This is a genomic window from Pseudomonas putida (assembly GCF_005080685.1).
Taxonomy (GTDB): Bacteria; Pseudomonadota; Gammaproteobacteria; order Pseudomonadales; family Pseudomonadaceae; genus Aquipseudomonas; species Aquipseudomonas putida_V.
In genome coordinates, this window is the sequence record NZ_CP039371.1 from 857,300 (window position 1) to 877,598 (window position 20,299).

17 protein-coding genes and 2 tRNA genes are annotated in these 20,299 nt (G+C 61.3%); 18 read left to right on the plus strand and 1 reads right to left on the minus strand.

Annotated features, from left to right (window positions below):
• The first annotated feature begins 80 nt into the window (after positions 1–80).
• The 3 genes from carB to E6B08_RS04210 are packed head-to-tail and all read left to right on the plus strand — an operon-like array spanning position 81 to position 4,199.
• Positions 81–3,302 (plus strand): carbamoyl-phosphate synthase large subunit, encoded by a 3,222-nt coding sequence (gene carB, locus E6B08_RS04200; protein WP_136912872.1) that lies wholly within the window; start codon positions 81–83, stop codon positions 3,300–3,302.
• Positions 3,299–3,781, plus strand: a complete 483-nt coding sequence (gene greA / locus E6B08_RS04205) for a transcription elongation factor GreA (RefSeq protein ID WP_192938615.1) — start codon at positions 3,299–3,301, stop codon at positions 3,779–3,781. The genes carB and greA overlap by 4 nt, the downstream gene beginning before the upstream one ends.
• Positions 3,759–4,199, plus strand: a complete 441-nt coding sequence (locus E6B08_RS04210) for an MFS transporter (protein WP_136912873.1) — start codon at positions 3,759–3,761, stop codon at positions 4,197–4,199. The genes greA and E6B08_RS04210 overlap by 23 nt, the downstream gene beginning before the upstream one ends.
• Before the next feature lie 161 nt (positions 4,200–4,360).
• On the opposite strand, the gene yhbY is transcribed toward E6B08_RS04210, so the two are convergent.
• The gene (gene yhbY, locus E6B08_RS04215) at positions 4,361–4,669 is read right to left on the minus strand and encodes a ribosome assembly RNA-binding protein YhbY (RefSeq protein ID WP_054892619.1); all 309 of its coding nucleotides are present in this window, start codon (positions 4,667–4,669) and stop codon (positions 4,361–4,363) included.
• 102 nt (positions 4,670–4,771) lie between these two features.
• Here yhbY and rlmE point away from each other — a divergent pair, with 102 nt between their 5' ends.
• The 15 genes from rlmE to pnp all read left to right on the plus strand — a co-directional run bounded on the left by rlmE (position 4,772) and on the right by pnp (position 20,130).
• Positions 4,772–5,398, plus strand: coding sequence for a 23S rRNA (uridine(2552)-2'-O)-methyltransferase RlmE (rlmE, locus tag E6B08_RS04220; protein ID WP_133330418.1), 627 nt, complete (start codon positions 4,772–4,774; stop codon positions 5,396–5,398).
• Positions 5,399–5,599: 201 nt separating this feature from the next.
• Positions 5,600–7,504 carry an ATP-dependent zinc metalloprotease FtsH gene (gene ftsH, locus E6B08_RS04225; protein WP_136912874.1) on the plus strand — a complete coding sequence of 635 codons (1,905 nt, stop codon included), beginning with the start codon at positions 5,600–5,602 and terminating at the stop codon, positions 7,502–7,504.
• 8 nt (positions 7,505–7,512) lie between these two features.
• Complete coding sequence (folP, locus tag E6B08_RS04230) at positions 7,513–8,364, plus strand: dihydropteroate synthase (protein WP_136912875.1); 852 nt, start codon at positions 7,513–7,515, stop codon at positions 8,362–8,364.
• Positions 8,365–8,380: 16 nt separating this feature from the next.
• Positions 8,381–9,721 (plus strand): phosphoglucosamine mutase, encoded by a 1,341-nt coding sequence (gene glmM, locus E6B08_RS04235; RefSeq protein WP_136912876.1) that lies wholly within the window; start codon positions 8,381–8,383, stop codon positions 9,719–9,721.
• Positions 9,722–9,787: 66 nt separating this feature from the next.
• On the plus strand, positions 9,788–10,543 hold the full coding sequence (gene tpiA, locus E6B08_RS04240) for a triose-phosphate isomerase (protein WP_136912877.1): 756 nt from the start codon (positions 9,788–9,790) through the stop codon (positions 10,541–10,543).
• Positions 10,544–10,547: 4 nt separating this feature from the next.
• On the plus strand, positions 10,548–10,940 hold the full coding sequence (secG, locus tag E6B08_RS04245) for a preprotein translocase subunit SecG (RefSeq protein WP_136912878.1): 393 nt from the start codon (positions 10,548–10,550) through the stop codon (positions 10,938–10,940).
• A gap of 21 nt (positions 10,941–10,961) precedes the next feature.
• Positions 10,962–11,047 (plus strand) — tRNA-Leu (locus E6B08_RS04250).
• A 100-nt stretch (positions 11,048–11,147) separates the two neighbouring features.
• Positions 11,148–11,224: transfer RNA gene (locus E6B08_RS04255), tRNA-Met, on the plus strand.
• 130 nt (positions 11,225–11,354) lie between these two features.
• Complete coding sequence (gene rimP / locus E6B08_RS04260) at positions 11,355–11,813, plus strand: ribosome maturation factor RimP (RefSeq protein WP_192938677.1); 459 nt, start codon at positions 11,355–11,357, stop codon at positions 11,811–11,813.
• 59 nt (positions 11,814–11,872) lie between these two features.
• Entirely contained in the window at positions 11,873–13,354 is a 1,482-nt protein-coding gene (gene nusA / locus E6B08_RS04265) for a transcription termination factor NusA (RefSeq protein ID WP_136912879.1), read from the plus strand.
• A gap of 27 nt (positions 13,355–13,381) precedes the next feature.
• Positions 13,382–15,919: a translation initiation factor IF-2 gene (gene infB / locus E6B08_RS04270; RefSeq protein WP_136912880.1), complete on the plus strand. Its 2,538-nt coding sequence runs from the start codon at positions 13,382–13,384 to the stop codon at positions 15,917–15,919.
• Positions 15,920–16,037: 118 nt separating this feature from the next.
• A complete protein-coding gene (gene rbfA / locus E6B08_RS04275; protein ID WP_028632620.1) occupies positions 16,038–16,436 on the plus strand; it encodes a 30S ribosome-binding factor RbfA in 399 nt (132 codons plus the stop codon).
• A 3-nt stretch (positions 16,437–16,439) separates the two neighbouring features.
• On the plus strand, positions 16,440–17,357 hold the full coding sequence (gene truB, locus E6B08_RS04280) for a tRNA pseudouridine(55) synthase TruB (RefSeq protein WP_136912881.1): 918 nt from the start codon (positions 16,440–16,442) through the stop codon (positions 17,355–17,357).
• 148 nt (positions 17,358–17,505) lie between these two features.
• The gene (rpsO, locus tag E6B08_RS04285) at positions 17,506–17,775 is read left to right on the plus strand and encodes a 30S ribosomal protein S15 (RefSeq protein ID WP_012274241.1); all 270 of its coding nucleotides are present in this window, start codon (positions 17,506–17,508) and stop codon (positions 17,773–17,775) included.
• 249 nt (positions 17,776–18,024) lie between these two features.
• Entirely contained in the window at positions 18,025–20,130 is a 2,106-nt protein-coding gene (pnp, locus tag E6B08_RS04295) for a polyribonucleotide nucleotidyltransferase (RefSeq protein ID WP_136912883.1), read from the plus strand.
• Positions 20,131–20,299 lie beyond the last annotated feature (169 nt).

Below are 20,299 nucleotides of genomic sequence, written 5' to 3' on the forward strand. Positions count from 1 at the left end.
GTATGTGCCGCGCCCGGAAGCGCCTGACCCAGATTGTTCAAGACGGCTTGCCGACTGACCCGCGGATTTGAGTGACAACCATGCCAAAACGTACAGACATCAAAAGCATCCTGATTCTTGGCGCTGGCCCGATCGTGATCGGCCAGGCCTGTGAATTCGACTATTCCGGCGCCCAGGCTTGCAAAGCCCTGCGCGAGGAAGGTTTCCGCGTCATCCTGGTGAACTCCAACCCGGCCACCATCATGACCGACCCGGCCATGGCCGACGCCACCTACATCGAGCCGATCAAGTGGCAGTCGGTGGCCAAGATCATCGAAAAAGAGCGCCCTGACGCCGTTCTGCCGACAATGGGTGGCCAGACCGCGTTGAACTGCGCCCTGGACCTGGAGCGCCACGGCGTTCTGGAAAAGTTCGGGGTAGAGATGATCGGCGCCAATGCCGACACCATCGACAAGGCCGAAGACCGTTCGCGCTTCGACAAGGCCATGAAAGACATCGGCCTGGAGTGCCCGCGCTCCGGTATCGCCCACAGCATGGAAGAGGCCAATGCGGTCCTCGAGAAGCTCGGCTTCCCGTGCATCATCCGTCCGTCGTTCACCATGGGCGGCACCGGTGGTGGCATCGCCTACAACCGTGAAGAGTTCGAAGAGATCTGCACCCGTGGTCTGGACCTGTCGCCGACCAAGGAACTGCTGATCGACGAATCGCTGATCGGCTGGAAGGAATACGAGATGGAGGTGGTCCGCGACAAGAAGGACAACTGCATCATCGTCTGCTCCATCGAGAACTTCGACCCGATGGGCGTGCACACCGGCGACTCGATCACCGTTGCCCCAGCGCAAACGCTGACCGACAAGGAATACCAGATCATGCGCAATGCCTCGCTGGCGGTGCTGCGTGAGATCGGCGTCGAAACCGGCGGTTCCAACGTGCAGTTCGGTATCTGCCCGAACACCGGTCGCATGGTCGTCATCGAGATGAACCCGCGAGTATCGCGTTCGTCCGCCCTGGCTTCCAAGGCCACCGGCTTCCCGATCGCCAAGATCGCCGCCAAGCTGGCCATCGGCTACACCCTCGATGAGCTGCAGAATGACATCACCGGCGGTCGCACCCCGGCGTCCTTCGAGCCGTCGATCGACTACGTCGTCACCAAGCTGCCACGCTTCGCCTTCGAGAAATTCCCGAAAGCCGATGCGCGCCTGACCACCCAGATGAAATCCGTGGGTGAAGTCATGGCCATCGGTCGCACCTTCCAGGAGTCCCTGCAGAAAGCCCTGCGCGGCCTGGAAGTCGGCGCCTGCGGCCTTGACCCGAAAGTCGACCTGGCCAGCGCTGAAGCCGCCAGCATCCTCAAGCGCGAACTGACCGTGCCGGGCGCCGAGCGTATCTGGTACGTCGCCGACGCCATGCGTTCGGGCATGACCATCGAAGAAATCTTCCAGCTGACCGGCATCGACCTGTGGTTCCTGGTGCAGATGGAAGACCTGATCAAGGAAGAAGAGAAGGTCAAGACCCTGGCCCTGTCGGCCATCGACAAGGACTACATGCTGCGCCTCAAGCGCAAGGGCTTCTCGGACCAGCGCCTGGCCAAGCTGCTCGGCATCACCGACAAGAACCTGCGCCGCCACCGCCACAAGCTGGAAGTGTTCCCGGTCTACAAGCGCGTCGACACCTGCGCTGCCGAGTTCGCCACCGATACCGCCTACCTGTATTCGACCTACGAGGAAGAGTGCGAGGCCAACCCGTCGACCCGCGACAAGATCATGATCCTCGGCGGTGGCCCGAACCGTATCGGCCAGGGTATCGAGTTCGACTACTGCTGCGTGCACGCCGCACTGGCGCTGCGTGAAGACGGTTACGAGACCATCATGGTCAACTGCAACCCGGAAACCGTCTCCACCGACTACGACACCTCCGATCGCCTGTACTTCGAGCCGCTGACCCTGGAAGACGTGCTGGAAGTCTGCCGCGTCGAGAAGCCCAAGGGCGTGATCGTCCACTACGGCGGCCAGACCCCGCTGAAACTGGCCCGCGCCCTGGAAGAAGCCGGTGTACCGATCATCGGTACCAGCCCGGACGCCATCGACCGCGCCGAAGACCGTGAGCGCTTCCAGCAGATGGTTCAGCGCCTGAACCTGCTGCAGCCGCCAAACGCCACCGTGCGTAGCGAAGAAGAGGCCATTCGCGCCGCTGGCAGCATCGGCTATCCGCTGGTCGTTCGCCCGTCCTACGTACTGGGCGGTCGAGCCATGGAAATCGTCTACGAACTGGACGAGCTCAAGCGCTACCTGCGTGAAGCGGTCCAGGTGTCCAACGACAGCCCGGTACTGCTCGACCACTTCCTCAACTGCGCCATCGAGATGGACGTGGATGCGGTCTGTGACGGCACCGACGTGGTGATCGGCGCGATCATGCAGCACATCGAACAGGCCGGCGTTCACTCCGGCGACTCGGCGTGCTCGCTGCCACCTTACTCGCTGAGCAAGGAAGTGCAGGACGAGGTCCGCGTACAGGTCAAGAAAATGGCCCTGGAGCTGGGCGTCGTCGGCCTGATGAACGTGCAGCTGGCCCTGCAGGGCGACAAGATCTACGTGATCGAAGTCAACCCGCGCGCTTCGCGTACCGTGCCTTTCGTCTCCAAGTGCATCGGCACTTCGCTGGCGATGATCGCGGCCCGCGTCATGGCCGGCAAAACCCTCAAGGAGCTGGGCTTCACCGAGGAAATCATCCCGAACTTCTACAGCGTCAAGGAAGCCGTCTTCCCGTTCGCCAAGTTCCCAGGGGTTGACCCGATCCTCGGCCCTGAGATGAAATCGACCGGTGAAGTCATGGGGGTGGGCGACAGCTTCGGTGAAGCCTTCGCCAAGGCCCAGATGGGTGCCAGCGAAGTGCTGCCGACCGGCGGTACCGCCTTCATCAGCGTGCGCGACGACGACAAGCCACAAGTGGCTGGCGTTGCCCGCGACCTGATCGCCCTGGGCTTCGAAGTGGTCGCAACTGCAGGTACCGCCAAGCTCATCGAAGCCGCCGGCCTGAAAGTGCGCCGCGTGAACAAAGTGACCGAAGGTCGCCCGCACGTGGTCGACATGATCAAGAACGACGAAGTGTCCCTGATCATCAATACCACCGAAGGTCGTCAGTCGATCGCCGATTCGTACTCGATTCGTCGCAATGCGTTGCAGCACAAGATTTACTGCACCACCACCATTGCGGCCGGTGAAGCCATCTGCGAAGCGCTGAAATTCGGCCCTGAGAAGACCGTTCGTCGCTTGCAGGATCTGCATGCAGGACTCAAAGCATGAGCATTACCAAGTACCCGATGACCGTCCAGGGCGCTCGCGCCCTGGAAGAGGAGCTCCTGTTCCTGAGCAAGACCGAACGTCCGCGACTGAGCCAGGCAATCGGTGAAGCGCGCGAGCTGGGCGACCTCAAGGAAAACGCCGAATACCATGCCGCTCGTGAAGAGCAGGGCATGGTCGAGGCGCGGATCCGCGATATCGAAGGCCGTCTGCAGAACTCGGTGGTGATCGATGTGACCACCATTCCTCACACCGGCAAGGTGATTTTCGGTACCACCGTGGTGCTGGCCAATACCGAAACCGATGAAGAGGTGAGCTACCAGATCGTTGGCGAGGATGAAGCTGACGTGAAACAGGGCAAGCTCTCGAGCGGTGCGCCGATTGCCCGTGCCATTATCGGCAAGGAAGAAGGCGATACTGTCGTCGTCGAGACGCCAAGCGGCACGGTCGAGTACGAGATTGTCGAAGTCAAGCACATCTGATCGGCGCCTGCGGGCGCCATCCCTCGAGGGTATCCTCTGGCAACTGGCCCAGGTTTTCTGGGTCGGTGGCCTGTGGGTGTTCCACGTGGGGCTGGTGCCGGCGCTCAAGGTCAGTGGCCTTGCGCCTTTGCTGGTGCAGGATGTTGCCGGGCAGATCGACCGCTGGTTGATCGGCGTGGCCTTGCTCGGGTTGTTGACCCAGCTGGCGGTGCTGGCGCGGGTGGACGGCCTGGCGGCCTGGTGGCGGCAGTTCCGTGGCCAGATGCTGTTGCTCGGCTTCGGTGCCTGCGTGGGGTACTACACCTTGCGCTACGGTATCTCGGTGGGCGAGCGCTGGCAGATGTTCTGCTTCCTGGTGCTGGGCTTCTCCGGCATCGTGCTGGTTGCCCAACCAGTCCCGGTCAAATCTCGGCGTTAGCCCGATGGCTCGGCTCCTTGTGGGAGCGGCCCTGTGTCGCGAAAAGGGCTGCAAGGCAGCCCCAGCAATATCGGTGCTGATATCAAGGGGCCGCTTTGCGGCCCTTTCGCGACACAAGGCCGCTCCCACAGGTGCCGCGTCAGGTTGGCGGCCCTTAGCCGTTACTTGTAACGGTGGATGTTGGACAGCTGCTTGTTCGGCTGTGGATTCTTGCGGTAGATCAGTGCCTTCTTGCCGATGGTCTGTACCAGCTCGGCACGGCCTGCCTTGCACAGTTCGGCAATGGCGGCGGCACGCTCTTCGCGATCTTCCGAGCGAATTTCGACCTTGATCAGCTCGTGGTCGGCCAGTGCGCGCTCCAGCTCGGCGATCACGCCTTCGTTCAAACCGTTGCCAGCAACGATCAGGACCGGCTTCAGGTCATGACCAATGGACTTGTATTGCTTCTTCTGCTCGTTATTGAGCGGCATAATCTGACCCTTTCCGTCTGATTCTGTAAAATTGACCGGCATTTTACCCGAGGGCCACCGGCTCCGCCCAGTCAATCACGACGCATATCATCGAGGTGCCCCGTGGTACAACGTTCCAAAAGCAGCGCAAACTGGCTGCGAGAACATTTCAACGATCCTTTTGTGAAGCAGGCGCAGAAGGATGGCTACCGCTCGCGTGCGAGCTACAAGCTGCTGGAGATCCAGGAGAAAGACCGCCTGATCCGTCCTGGCATGAGCGTAATCGACCTCGGCGCGGCCCCGGGGGGGTGGTCCCAGGTGACCAGTCGTCTGATTGGTGGGCAGGGGCGTCTGATCGCTTCCGACATCCTGGAAATGGATTCGATCGCCGATGTGACCTTCATTCAGGGGGACTTCACCCAAGATGAAGTGCTGCAGCGCATTCTCGAAGCGGTCGGCGATTCGCACGTAGACCTTGTGATTTCCGACATGGCCCCCAATATGAGTGGTACGCCCGCGGTGGACATTCCGCGTGCCATGTTCCTCTGCGAGCTGGCCCTCGATCTGGCAACCCGCGTGCTCAAGCCCGGCGGTGACTTCCTGATCAAGATTTTCCAGGGCGAAGGCTTCGATGTGTACCTCAAGGACGTACGTAGCAAGTTCGACAAGGTACAGATGCGCAAGCCTTCGTCATCGCGGGATCGCTCCCGCGAGCAGTATCTGCTGGCCCGGGGATACAAGGGGGCATGAGGCGTGTAGCGGGGTGGCCGATAGTTATTTCCAATCGGCTGCTCCGTCAGGATCGTCCGAACTTCGTGTAGTCTAGGTTTCACAAAGGGTTACAGACGGTGCCTGCGGATGCGTAGGTAATGTAGTAAGTTAGGGCGATGAATATCATGCGAGGCACGGCTGCGTCGTGCGCCGGCCTCAGAGGGTAGCGAATTGAACGACATGGCAAAGAATCTGATCCTGTGGTTGATCATCGCAGCTGTCCTGGTGACGGTGATGAACAACTTCTCCAGCCCTAACGAGCCGCAGACCCTCAACTACTCCGACTTCATCCAGCAGGTAAAAGACGGGAAAGTCGAGCGCGTGACCGTCGACGGCTACATCATTACCGGCAAGCGCACCGACGGCGACAACTTCAAGACCGTTCGCCCGGCCATTACCGACAATGGCCTGATCGGCGACCTGGTCGACAACCACGTCACCGTCGAAGGCAAGCAGCCCGAGCAGCAGAGCATCTGGACCCAGTTGCTGGTCGCCAGCTTCCCGATCCTGGTGATCATCGCCGTGTTCATGTTCTTCATGCGCCAGATGCAAGGCGGCGCTGGCGGCAAGGGCGGGCCGATGAGCTTCGGCAAGAGCAAGGCGCGTCTGCTGTCCGAAGACCAGGTCAAGACCACCCTGGCCGACGTCGCAGGCTGCGACGAAGCCAAGGAAGAAGTGGGCGAACTGGTCGAATTCCTCCGCGATCCGGGCAAGTTCCAGCGTCTGGGCGGCCGTATCCCGCGTGGCGTGCTGATGGTCGGCCCGCCTGGTACCGGTAAGACCTTGCTGGCCAAGGCCATCGCCGGTGAAGCCAAGGTGCCGTTCTTCACCATTTCCGGTTCCGACTTCGTCGAAATGTTCGTCGGTGTAGGTGCCAGCCGTGTTCGTGACATGTTCGAGCAGGCCAAGAAGCACGCACCGTGCATCATCTTCATCGACGAAATCGACGCCGTCGGTCGCCACCGTGGCGCCGGCATGGGCGGCGGTCACGACGAGCGCGAGCAGACCCTCAACCAGTTGTTGGTCGAGATGGACGGCTTCGAAATGAACGATGGCATCATCGTCATCGCCGCCACCAACCGTCCCGACGTACTCGACCCGGCGCTGCTGCGTCCCGGCCGCTTCGACCGCCAGGTGGTGGTCGGCCTGCCGGATATCCGTGGTCGTGAGCAGATCCTCAAGGTGCACATGCGCAAGGTGCCGGTGGGCGACAACGTCAACGCCGCAGTCATTGCCCGTGGTACTCCAGGCTTCTCCGGTGCCGACCTGGCCAACCTGGTCAACGAAGCGTCGCTGTTTGCCGCACGTTCCAACAAGCGCTTGGTCGAGATGAAGGAATTCGAACTGGCCAAGGACAAGATCATGATGGGCGCCGAGCGCAAGACCATGGTCATGTCCGAGAAAGAGAAGCAGAACACCGCTTACCATGAAGCCGGTCACGCTATCGTTGGCCGCCTGGTGCCTGAGCACGATCCGGTCTACAAGGTATCGATCATTCCGCGTGGTCGTGCCCTGGGTGTGACCATGTTCCTGCCTGAAGAAGACCGCTACAGCCTGTCCAAACGCGCGCTGATCAGCCAGATCTGCTCGCTGTACGGCGGCCGTATCGCCGAGGAAATGACCCTGGGCTTCGACGGCGTGACCACCGGTGCATCCAACGACATCATGCGCGCCAGCCAGATTGCCCGGAACATGGTCACCAAGTGGGGTCTGTCCGAGAAGCTCGGCCCGCTGATGTACGCCGAAGAGGAGGGCGAGGTATTCCTCGGCCGTAGCGCCGGCAGCCAGCACGCCAGCGTCTCGGGCGAAACCGCCAAGATGATCGACATCGAAGTGCGCAGCATCATCGACCAGTGCTATGCCACGGCCAAGCAACTGCTCACCGACAACCGCGACAAACTCGATGCCATGGCCGAAGCGTTGATGAAGTACGAAACCATCGACGCCGAACAGATCGACGATATCATGGCTGGCCGTACCCCGCGTGAACCACGCGACTGGGATGACGATTCGGCTTCGGGTACCTCGGCACCTCAGGGTGACCGCCCGGAATCGCCGATCGGCGGCCCAGCGGCTCAACACTAAGGGCATCTATGAGCTCCAAGCAGTACCCGACCCGGTTGCCTTGCGGCAACCGGGTTCTTGATCTTTCCCGTACCCATGTCATGGGTATTCTCAATATCACCCCCGACTCCTTCTCCGATGGCGGGCGCTTCAGCCAGCGCGACGAGGCGCTGCGCCACGCCGAGGCCATGGTTGCCGCAGGCGCCACGCTGATCGACATCGGTGGCGAGTCGACGCGCCCTGGGGCGCGGGCGGTGTCGGTCACCGAAGAGCTGGAGCGCGTGGCGCCGATGGTCGAGGCGATCAACAGCCGTCTGGACGTGGTCATTTCGGTCGATACCTCCACGCCCGCCGTGATCCGCGAGTCCGCCCGCCTGGGGGCCGGCCTGATCAACGACGTGCGCGCCCTGGAGCGCGACGGTGCGCTGGATGCTGCCGCCGACACCGGCTTGCCGGTGTGCCTGATGCACATGCGCGGCGAGCCGGGCAACATGCAGGACTCCCCGCACTATGACGATGTGACGGCCGACGTTACGCGCTATCTTGAACAGCGGATGGCTGCGTGCGCTGCCGCTGGTATCGGTGCTGAACGCATCGTCCTCGACCCGGGCTTCGGTTTTGCCAAGACCCTCGAGCACAACCTGAGCCTGTTCAAACACATGGAAGCCCTCTACCGCCTGGGACGCCCGCTGCTGGTGGGTGTTTCACGCAAGAGCATGATAGGCCTTACCCTGGATCGCCCGGTGGCTGAGCGGCTGTACGGCAGCCTGGCCCTGGCCGCCCTTGCCATGACCAAGGGTGCGAGCATCTTGCGGGTTCACGACGTGGCCGAAACGGTCGACGTCGTGCGCATGATCGCTGCGGTCCAGAACGCCGAATAAGCACATTGGAGTCGTTATGAGCAGAAAATATTTTGGTACCGACGGCATCCGTGGCCGCGTCGGGGAATACCCGATCACTCCGGATTTCATGCTCAAGCTCGGCTGGGCGGCGGGCATGGCCTTCCGCAAGCAGGGCAAGTGCCAGGTACTGGTCGGCAAGGACACGCGGATTTCCGGCTACATGTTCGAATCGGCGCTCGAGGCCGGGTTGTCCGCTGCAGGCGCCGACGTGCTGCTGCTCGGGCCGATGCCGACCCCGGCTATCGCCTACCTCACCCGTACCTTCCATGCCGAAGCCGGTATCGTCATCAGTGCGTCGCACAATCCGCACGATGACAACGGCATCAAGTTCTTCTCCGGGCAGGGCACCAAGCTGCCCGACGAGGTCGAGCTGATGATCGAGGAGTTGCTCGACCAACCGATGAGCGTGGTCGAGTCGAGCAAGCTGGGCAAGGTGTCGCGCATCAACGACGCGGCCGGTCGCTACATCGAATTCTGCAAGAGCAGCGTGCCCAGCAGCACCAGCTTCGAGGGCCTCAAGCTGGTGATCGACTGCGCCCATGGTGCCACCTACAAAGTGGCGCCAAGCGTATTCCGCGAGCTCGGCGCTGAAGTGACCGTGCTGCACGCCCAGCCCGATGGGCTGAACATCAACGAAAGCTGCGGCTCGACCCATATCGAGTCGCTGCAGGCTGCGGTGCTGGTCGGGCATGCCGACATGGGCATCGCCTTCGATGGTGACGGTGACCGGGTGCTGATGGTCGATCACACCGGCGCCATCGTCGATGGTGACGAGCTGCTGTACATCATCACGCGAGACCTGCACGAGCGTGGCAAGCTCGAAGGCGGGGCGGTCGGTACCCTGATGAGCAACCTGGGGCTGGAGCTGGCGCTCAAGGAACTGGATATCCCGTTCGTGCGGGCCAAGGTTGGCGATCGTTACGTCATGGCCGAGCTGCTCGAGCGTGGCTGGCAGATCGGTGGCGAGAACTCCGGGCATATCGTCTGCTGCAACCACACCACCACAGGTGACGCGATCATCGCCGCGCTGCAGGTGCTGATGGGCCTCAAGCGCCGTGGCGAAACCCTGGCGCAAGCCCGTCAGGCCGTGCGCAAATGCCCGCAGGTGTTGATCAACGTGCGCTACGGTGCCAGCACCGTCGACCCGCTCGAGCATCCTGCGGTCAAGGAGGCCAGCGCCAAGGCGACCGAGGACATGGCTGGCCGTGGCCGGGTGCTCCTGCGCAAGTCGGGCACCGAGCCTTTGGTGCGCGTGATGGTCGAAGGCGACGACGAAAGTCAGGTGCGCCGCCATGCAGAGGCCCTGGCCAAGCTGGTTGGTGAAGTTTGTATTTGAAAGGGCCTTGCCAGCGCAGATAGGGTTGGGTACTATCTGCGCCCACTTTGACCGACGAGGTAAAGCATGCGTCGCCCCATGGTAGCTGGTAACTGGAAGATGCACGGTACCCGCGCCAGCGTCGCTGAGCTGACCCGAGGCCTGAGCAATCTGGCTCTGTCGAGCGGAGTGGAAGTCGCGGTGTTTCCACCGGCCTTGTTCATCAACGATGTCGTCGATGGCCTGGCAGGAACGAAAATCATCGTTGGCGCACAGAATTCAGCTGTACAGCCCGAACAGGGCGCGCTGACCGGGGAAGTTGCTCCGAGTCAGTTGGCCGAAGCCGGCTGCAAGTTGGTGTTGATTGGTCACTCGGAGCGTCGCCAGATTATCGGCGAAACTAACGAGGTACTGAATCGCAAGTTTGCAGCTGCCCAGGCAAGTGGTTTGAAGCCAGTACTCTGCGTAGGGGAAACTCTCGAAGAGCGCGAGGCGGGCAGGACGCTGGAAGTTGTAGGGCGTCAACTAAGCAGTATCATCGACGCGTTCGGTGTTGCCGCTTTTGCCAATGCGGTTATCGCCTATGAGCCTGTTTGGGCCATTGGCACAGGTTTGACGGCCTCGCCCGAACAGGCGCAGGATGTGCATGCAGCCATCCGAGCCCAGTTGGCGGCGCAGGACGCCGAAGTTGCCGAACGTGTGCAGCTTCTCTACGGCGGCAGCGTGAAGGCGGCCAATGCGGCCGAACTGTTCGGCATGCCGGATATCGATGGGGGGCTCATTGGTGGAGCTTCCCTGAACGCAGACGAATTCGGTGCAATTTGTCGCGCCGCAGGAAACTGAACAAATGCTGGAAACAGTTATCGTTGTTTTTCATCTGTTGGCAGCACTCTCGCTGGTAGTGCTGGTGTTGCTGCAACAGGGTAAAGGTGCGGAAGCAGGTGCATCTTTCGGCGCAGGTGCTTCTAATACTGTGTTCGGAAGCCAAGGTTCTGCTACCTTCCTGAGTAAGTTTACTGCTATACTCGCTGCCACTTTCTTTTTGACAGCACTTGGGTTAGGATACTTCGCAAAGGAGAAGGCTCACGAGCTAACTTCAGCAGGTCTGCCAGATCCAGCAGTGTTGGAAGTGAAAGAGCAGAAGCCGGCAGTAAATGATGATGTACCGGTGCTCCAGCAGCAGAAGAGCGAAACCACCCCTCAAGGTGACGTACCTCCTCCAGCCGAAGAGCAGAAGTAACGGGTTTCAAGTAGTAGTATTGCCGAGGTGGTGGAATTGGTAGACACGCAACCTTGAGGTGGTTGTGCCCATAGGGTGTAGGGGTTCGAGTCCCCTTCTCGGTACCAATTGAAGCTTGAGAGCCCGCTTTAGCGGGCTTTCTTGCAGGTGGAGGTCTTGGATTGACCCTGCACAGGGTTCGGTCTTATACTTTCGCCCCAGCTTTGTCGCGGGGTGGAGCAGCTTGGTAGCTCGTCGGGCTCATAACCCGAAGGTCGTTGGTTCAAATCCAGCCCCCGCAACCAGCTTCAGCGGAGCCCCTTTTCAGGGGCTTTTTGCTAGCCGAACAGTTATTGGCGTCGTTGTCCAACGGCGCTTTCAGGGATGGGCGCTTCGCCCATTTTTTATTTGCACAGCATGCACGAGGGGGTTCAGGTGTCGAGCAAGCTAGAACAGTTGCAGGCCTTGTTGGCCCCGGTTGTCGAGGGTCTGGGCTACGAATGCTGGGGGGTCGAGTTCATCTCCCAAGGTAAGCATTCGATACTGCGTATTTACATCGACAAGGAGGGCGGGATCCTGGTGGACGACTGCGAAGCGGTCAGCCGTCAGGCCAGCGCAATCCTCGATGTGGAAGATCCGATCAGCTCCGAATATACCCTTGAGGTGTCCTCTCCTGGCATGGATCGCCCGCTGTTCACGCTAGAACAGTTTGCTTCGCATGCCGGCGAGCAAGTGAAGATCAAGCTGCGTACGCCCTTCGAAGGTCGTCGTAACTTCCAGGGCCTTCTCCGCGGTGTGGAGGAGCAGGATGTGGTGGTCCAGGTGGACAATCACGAGTTCCTGTTGCCGATCGACTCGATCGACAAGGCCAATATTATTCCCAGTTTTGACTGAGACGTGCCGGGCCCGGCGGACTATCCGGGCCCAATGGCTTGCGCAAGGCGAGGCGTACGATGAGCAAAGAAGTACTGCTGGTTGTTGAATCGGTATCCAACGAAAAGGGCGTACCGCCCGGCGTCATTTTCGAGGCGCTGGAAGTGGCCCTGGCCACTGCGACCAAGAAACGTTTTGAGGACGAAGTCGACCTGCGTGTGGAAATCAACCGCCACACCGGTAGCTACGAGACCTTCCGTCGCTGGACCGTGGTCGAGGAAGACGACCTCGATGACCCGGCGATCGAGACCTGGCCGAGCAAGATCCGCGAGACGCATCCGGAAGCCAAGGTCGGTGACGTGATCGAAGAGAAGATCGAGTCGATCGAATTCGGCCGCATCGCCGCCCAGACCGCCAAGCAGGTCATCGTGCAGAAGGTCCGTGAGGCCGAGCGCGCCCAGGTGGTCGACGCCTACCGCGAACGCGTTGGTGAGATCATCTCCGGCACCGTCAAGAAAGTCACCCGCGACAACGTCATCGTCGACCTGGGCAACAACGCAGAAGCGCTGCTGGCCCGCGAAGACATCATTCCACGTGAGACCTTCCGTGTCGGCGTGCGCCTGCGTGCGCTGCTCAAGGAAATCCGCACCGAGAACCGCGGTCCTCAGCTGATCCTGTCGCGCACCGCGCCGCAGATGCTGATCGAACTGTTCCGCATCGAAGTGCCGGAAATCGCCGAAGGCCTCATCGAAGTCATGGCCGCTTCCCGTGATCCGGGTTCGCGCGCCAAGATCGCCGTCCGCTCCAAGGACAAGCGCATCGACCCACAAGGTGCCTGTATCGGCATGCGTGGGTCGCGCGTCCAGGCCGTATCCGGCGAGCTGGGCGGCGAGCGTGTGGATATCGTCCTGTGGGACGAGAACCCGGCGCAGTTCGTCATCAACGCCATGTCGCCGGCTGAAGTCGCGGCGATCATCGTTGATGAAGATGCCCATGCCATGGACATCGCCGTCGCCGAGGACAACCTGGCCCAGGCCATTGGCCGTGGTGGTCAGAACGTTCGCCTGGCCAGCCAGCTCACCGGCTGGACCCTGAACGTGATGACCGAGAAGGATATCCAGGCCAAGCAACAGGCTGAAACCGGCGACATCCTGCGCAATTTCATCGAGGAACTGGAAGTCGACGAGGAGCTGGCCCAAGTGCTGGTCGACGAAGGCTTCACCAGCCTCGAAGAGATTGCCTACGTACCGTTGGAAGAAATGCTCAACATCGATGGCTTTGACGAAGAAATCGTCGACGAGCTCCGCGCTCGGGCCAAGGACCGTTTGTTGACCAAGGCCATCGCTACCGAAGAAAAACTGGCAGACGCCCACCCGGCCGACGACCTGCTCTCCCTGGAGGGTATGGACAAGGACCTGGCGGCTGAACTGGCGGTGCGCGGCGTGGTTAACCGCGAAGACCTGGCCGAGCAGTCGATTGACGACCTGCTCGACATCGACGGCATCGACGAAGAGCGTGCCGGCAAGTTGATCATGGCCGCCCGAGCCCACTGGTTCGAGTAATTAGGCGCGGCCTGAGGAGAGAAGTGCATGACGCAAGTCACGGTGAAAGAACTGGCCCAAGAGGTCGAGGCACCGGTAGAGCGCCTGCTGCAGCAGATGCGTGAGGCAGGTCTGCCGCACACCGACGCCGGTCAGGTAGTGACCGACAATGAAAAGCAGACGCTGCTGACCCATTTGAAGAGCAGCCACAAGAGCAAGGCGGAAGAGCCGCGCAAGATTACCTTGCAGCGCAAGACCACCAGCACGCTGCGTGTCGCCGGTAGCAAAAGCATCAGCGTAGAAGTACGCAAGAAGAAAGTATTCGTTCAGCGCAGCCCGGAAGAAATCCAGGCTGAGCAGAAGCGTGAGCTGGAAGAGCGCCGCGCGGCCGAAAACGCCGCTCGCGAAAAGGTCGAGGCCGAAGTTCGCCAGCGCAACGAGGAACAGGCTCGCCGTCAGGCTGCCGAAGTTGTTTCCAGCGCGCCTGCCGCTGCGCCTGCCTCGACCGAAGCCGCGCCGGCTCCGGCCGCGGCTCCAGTCGTAGCCGAAGCTCCGGCGTCCGAAGACGCCGCTGCCCGTGCCGCCGAGCGCAAGAAGGACGAGACCCGTCGCAACGAAAGCCGTGCCCGTGACGAAGATCGTCGTGGCGGTCGTGGCGAGGCGCCGCGCGTGTCGATCAAGGTCAAGGTCAAGGAGAAGGAAAAGGCTCCGACTCCTCGTGCCGCACCGCGCACCACCGACGAAGAGAGCGATGGCGCTCGTCGCGGTCGTGGTGGCAAGGGCAAGCTGAAAAAGCGTAACCAGCACGGCTTCCAGAACCCGACCGGCCCCGTCATCCGTGACGTGACCATCGGCGAGACCATTACCGTCTCCGAGCTTGCACAGCAGATGTCGGTCAAGGCCGCCGAAGTCGTCAAGTTCATGTTCAAGCTGGGTACTCCGGTCACCATCAACCAGGTGCTCGACCAGGAAACCGCTCAGCTGATCGCCGAAGAGCTTGGCCACAAGGTCACTCTGATCAGCGACACCGCCCTGGAAGACTCCTTGGCCGAATCGCTGAAGTTCGAAGGCCAGACCGAGTCGCGTGCACCGGTGGTGACCGTGATGGGTCACGTCGACCACGGTAAGACCTCGCTGCTCGACTACATCCGTCGTGCCAAGGTTGCCGCTGGCGAAGCCGGTGGTATTACCCAGCACATCGGTGCCTACCACGTGGAAACCGACCGCGGCATGGTCACCTTCCTCGATACCCCGGGCCACGCTGCGTTCACCCAGATGCGTGCTCGTGGTGCCAAGGCCACCGACATCGTCATCCTCGTGGTGGCGGCGGACGACGGCGTGATGCCGCAAACCCGCGAAGCCGTTCAGCATGCCAAGGCAGCTGGCGTTCCGCTGGTGGTCGCGGTGAACAAGATCGACAAGCCGGGTGCCGACCTCGATCGCATCCGCAACGAACTGGCCGTCGAAGGCGTGACCTCCGAGGACTGGGGTGGCGACACTCCGTTCGTCAAGGTTTCGGCGAAGATGGGTACCGGTGTCGACGAACTGCTCGAAGCCGTCCTGCTGCAGGCCGAGATCCTCGAGCTGACCGCGACCCCGACCGCTCCAGGTCGTGGCGTAGTGGTCGAATCGCGTCTGGACAAGGGCCGCGGCCCCGTGGCGACCATCCTGGTTCAGGACGGTACCCTGCGTCAGGGCGACATGGTCCTGTGCGGTTCGAACTATGGCCGCGTGCGTGCCATGCTCGACGAGAACGGCAAGCCTGTGAAGGAAGCTGGCCCGTCGATCCCGGTCGAGATCCTCGGCCTGGATGGCACTCCGGAAGCCGGTGACGAGCTGTCCGTGGTTGCCGACGAGAAGAAGGCCCGTGAAGTTGCCCTGTTCCGTCAAGGCAAGTACCGCGAGGTCAAGCTGGCCCGTGCTCACGCCGGCAAGCTGGAAAACATCTTCGAGACCATGGGTCAGGAAGAGAAGAAGACCCTCAACATCGTCCTCAAGACCGACGTGCGCGGTTCCCTGGAAGCACTGCAGGGTTCGCTGTCGGGCCTGGGCAACGACGAAGTTCAGGTTCGCGTGATCGGTGGCGGCGTCGGTGGTATCACCGAGAGCGATGCCAACCTGGCGCTGGCGTCCAACGCGGTGCTGTTCGGCTTCAACGTGCGTGCCGATGCCGGTGCGCGCAAGATCGTCGAGCAGGAAGGTCTGGATATGCGTTACTACAACGTGATCTACGACATCATCGAAGACGTCAAGAAAGCCCTGACCGGCATGCTCGGCAGCGATGTTCGCGAGAACATCCTGGGTGTCGCAGAAGTACGTGACGTGTTCCGTTCGCCGAAGTTCGGCGCCATCGCTGGCTGTATGGTCATCGAGGGTACCGTGTACCGCAACCGTCCGATCCGCGTACTGCGCGACGACGTGGTCATCTTCGAAGGCGAGCTGGAATCGCTGCGTCGCTTCAAGGACGATGCTGCCGAAGTGCGTTCGGGCATGGAGTGCGGTATTGGCGTCAAGAGCTACAACGACGTCAAGGTCGGCGACAAGATCGAAGTCTTCGAGAAAGTCCAGGTGGCTCGTACCCTGTAAGGGGCCGAGCCGTGGTGCAGGTCCCGCCCCAAGTGGGCTGGCAGCGCCTCTGAAGGTAACGCCCGGTCAGGCTTCAGCTTGACCGGGCGTTTGCCGCTTTAAGTTACAGGTAGCAAGAATGGCCAAAGAATACAGCCGTACCCAACGTATCGGTGATCAGATGCAGCGTGAGCTGGCAGAGCTGATCCGCCGCGAAGTCAAGGATCCACGTGTCGGTCTGGTGACCATCACCGCCGTGGATGTCAGCCGCGACCTGGGCCATGCCAAGGTCTTCATCACCGTCATGGGCGAAGAAACCCCGGACGCCGTGCAGCAATCGCTCAAGGCGCTGAACAGCGCTGCCAGCTTCCTGCGCCTGCACCTGGGCCGCTCGATGCAGCTGCGCAGCGTGCCGCAACTGCACTTCCATTTCGATGAAAGCGTCAGCCGTGGTGTTCACCTGTCGGCGCTGATCGAGCGTGCGGTGGCCGAAGACCGCCTGCACAAGGATGCCGACGAGCCGGACACCAAGGAGTAAGCGGTGGCCCAGGTCAAACGTATCCGCCGCAACGTCAGCGGCATCATCCTGCTCGACAAGCCCCTGGGGTTCACCTCCAACGCCGCGCTGCAGAAGGTCCGCTGGCTGCTCAACGCCGAGAAGGCCGGTCACACCGGCAGCCTCGACCCGTTGGCCTCCGGCGTGTTGCCATTGTGCTTCGGCGAGGCGACCAAGTTTTCGCAGTACCTGCTCGATTCCGACAAGGGCTACGAAACGGTCATGCAGATGGGTCAGACTACAACCACCGCCGACGCTGAAGGCGAGGTCTTGCAGACGCGTGAGGTGACCGTTGGTCGCGCCGATATCGAGGCTGTGCTGCCGCGTTTTCGTGGCCCGATCAGCCAGGTACCGCCGATGTACTCGGCACTCAAGCGTGACGGCCAGCCGCTTTACAAGCTGGCACGTGCAGGAGAGGTAGTGGAGCGCGAGGCGCGTTCTGTTACTATTGGCCGCTTGGAGTTGCTCGAGTGCGAAGGCACCCGTGCGCGGTTGTCGGTTGGTTGCAGCAAAGGCACCTATATCCGCACCCTGGTGGAGGATATCGGCGAGGCTCTGGGCTGTGGCGCGTACGTCGCCGAGCTGCGCAGAACCCAAGCCGGGCCATTCCAACTGGCCCAGACGGTCACCCTCGAGGAACTCGAGCAGGCCCACGCCGAAGGCGGCAACGAAGCGCTCGATCGCTTCCTGATGCCAGCCGACAGTGGCCTGCAAGACTGGCCCCTGGTGTGCCTGTCGGAACACAGTGCCTTCTACTGGCTGCATGGGCAGGCAGTACGGGCTCCGGACGCGCCGCAATTCGGCATGGTTCGGGTACAGGATCACAATGGTCGCTTCATCGGTATCGGTGAAGTGAGCGAAGACGGGCGCATTGCGCCGCGTCGATTGATTCGGTCGGAATGATCGAAACCACAGGCCGAGGCTAACGCCGGAGACTGGGGAACCAAGGGTGGCTGTCAGTAGGCACGGTCACACCTTTTTTATTAATACAGGGATTTGTCCCTGGCCTATTGGACCCCGCATGCGGGATCCGTTTATCAGGAGAAGCCACATGGCCCTCAGCGTTGAAGAAAAAGCTCAAATCGTTACCGACTTCCAGCAAGCTGCTGGCGACACGGGTAGCCCGGAAGTTCAGGTCGCTCTGCTGACCGCGAACATCAACAAGCTGCAAGGCCACTTCAAGGCCAACGGTAAAGACCACCACTCGCGTCGTGGCCTGATCCGTATGGTTAACCAGCGTCGTAAGCTGCTGGACTACCTGAAGGGCAAAGACACCACTCGTTACAGCGCCCTGATCGGTCGCCTGGGCCTGCGTCGCTAATAGCGGCCTGGTCAGTGGTGTGCATGGCGTGTTGCAGGCTTCGCCAGCGCTGCTTTGCAGTGCTGGCGTCGGACACGCCACGCGTATCTCCGAGGTTGGCAGCCTGGCAGTGCTGAGCGGTTTTTCCGCTTGGCGCCAGGCTCCCAGCCTCGTGTTGTATCTGGACGGTCAATGGGGCCGATTCCCCGTTCTGCCCAAGAATTCGCAAGAAACCAGTTCCCCCAAGAGCCACTGAAAAGGTAGGAAACCGTGAACCCGGTAATCAAGAAATTCCAGTTCGGTCAATCGACCGTAACGCTCGAAACCGGCCGTATCGCCCGTCAGGCGACCGGCGCCGTGTTGGTCACCGTCGACAACGACGTCACCGTGCTGGTGACCGTGGTCGGTGCCAAGCAGGCCGATCCAGGCAAGGGCTTCTTCCCGCTGTCGGTCCACTATCAGGAAAAGACCTACGCCGCCGGTAAGATCCCGGGTGGCTTCTTCAAGCGTGAAGGCCGTCCTTCCGAGAAAGAGACGCTGACCTCGCGCCTGATCGACCGTCCGATCCGTCCGCTGTTCCCAGAAGGCTTCATGAACGAAGTGCAGGTCGTCTGCACCGTCGTCTCCACCAGCAAGAAGACCGATCCGGACATCGCTGCGATGATCGGTACCTCGGCTGCCCTGGCCATCTCCGGCATTCCGTTCGAAGGCCCGATCGGCGCTGCCCGCGTTGCCTTCCACGAGAGCACCGGCTACCTGCTGAACCCGACCTACGAGCAACTGGCTGCTTCGAGCCTGGACATGGTCGTCGCCGGTACCGAGTCGGCCGTACTGATGGTTGAATCGGAAGCCCAAGAGCTGACCGAAGACCAGATGCTGGGCGCGGTACTGTTCGCCCACGACGAATTCCAGGCCGTTATCCAGGCCGTCAAGGAGCTGGCTGCCGAAGCTGCCAAGCCGACCTGGGACTGGAAACCAGCCGTTGCCAACACCGAGCTGTTCAACGCCATCCGCGCTGAATTCGGCGAAGCCATTTCGCAGGGCTACACCATCACCGTCAAGGCTGACCGCTATGCACGCCTGGGCGAGCTGCGCGATCAGGCGATCGCCAAGTTCTCCGGTGAAGAAGGCCAGCCATCGGCCGGCGAAGTGAAGGACATCTTCGGCGAGATCGAATACCGCACCGTTCGCGAGAACATCGTCAACGGCAAGCCACGTATCGACGGTCGTGACACCAAGACCGTGCGTCCGCTGAACATCGAAGTCGGCGTACTGCCCAAGACTCACGGTTCGGCGCTGTTCACCCGTGGCGAAACCCAGGCCCTGGTCGTCGCGACCCTGGGTACTGCCCGTGACGCCCAGCTGCTGGATACCCTCGAAGGCGAGAAGAAAGACCCCTTCATGCTGCACTACAACTTCCCGCCGTTCTCGGTAGGCGAGTGTGGTCGCATGGGTGGTGCCGGCCGTCGTGAAATCGGTCACGGTCGTCTGGCCCGTCGCTCGGTCCAGGCCATGCTGCCTGCCGCTGACGTGTTCCCGTACACCATCCGTGTGGTTTCGGAAATCACCGAGTCCAACGGTTCGAGCTCCATGGCTTCGGTCTGCGGTGCTTCCCTGGCCCTGATGGACGCCGGTGTGCCGATGAAGGCGCCGGTTGCCGGTATTGCCATGGGCCTGGTCAAGGAAGGTGAGAAGTTCGCGGTCCTGACCGACATCCTGGGTGACGAAGACCACCTGGGCGACATGGACTTCAAGGTTGCCGGTACTGCCAAAGGCGTTACCGCACTGCAGATGGACATCAAGATCAACGGCATCACCGAAGAGATCATGGAGATCGCCCTGGGCCAGGCCCTGGAAGCGCGCCTGAACATCCTCGGCCAGATGAACCAGATCATCGGCGAGTCGCGCACCGAACTGTCGGCCAACGCGCCGACCATGATCGCCATGAAGATCGACACCGACAAGATCCGTGACGTCATCGGTAAAGGCGGTGCCACCATCCGCGCGATCTGCGAAGAGACCAAGGCTTCGATCGACATCGAAGACGACGGCTCGATCAAGATCTTCGGCGAAACCAAGGAAGCGGCAGATGCTGCCAAGCAGCGCATCCTGGGGATCACCGCCGAAGCCGAGATCGGCAAGATCTACGTCGGCAAGGTCGAGCGCATCGTCGATTTCGGCGCCTTCGTCAACATCCTGCCTGGCAAGGACGGCCTGGTGCACATCTCGATGCTGAGCGATGCGCGCGTCGAGAAAGTCACCGACGTGCTGAAAGAAGGCCAGGAAGTCGAAGTGCTGGTACTGGACGTGGACAACCGCGGCCGTATCAAACTGTCGATCAAAGACGTTGCTGCGGCCAAGGCCTCTGGCGTCTAAGCGACTGCAGTAATGAAAAGGGCCCTTCGGGGCCCTTTTTTGTGCCTGGTGAATGGCACAATGGCTACTCCTGCAATGAAATGCGCCGTTGCGAACATGCATCTTGCATAGGGTTTTTCCGCCGGCATTGCAGATTGCACGATGCAGGCTCCCTGGGTAATGACTTAAG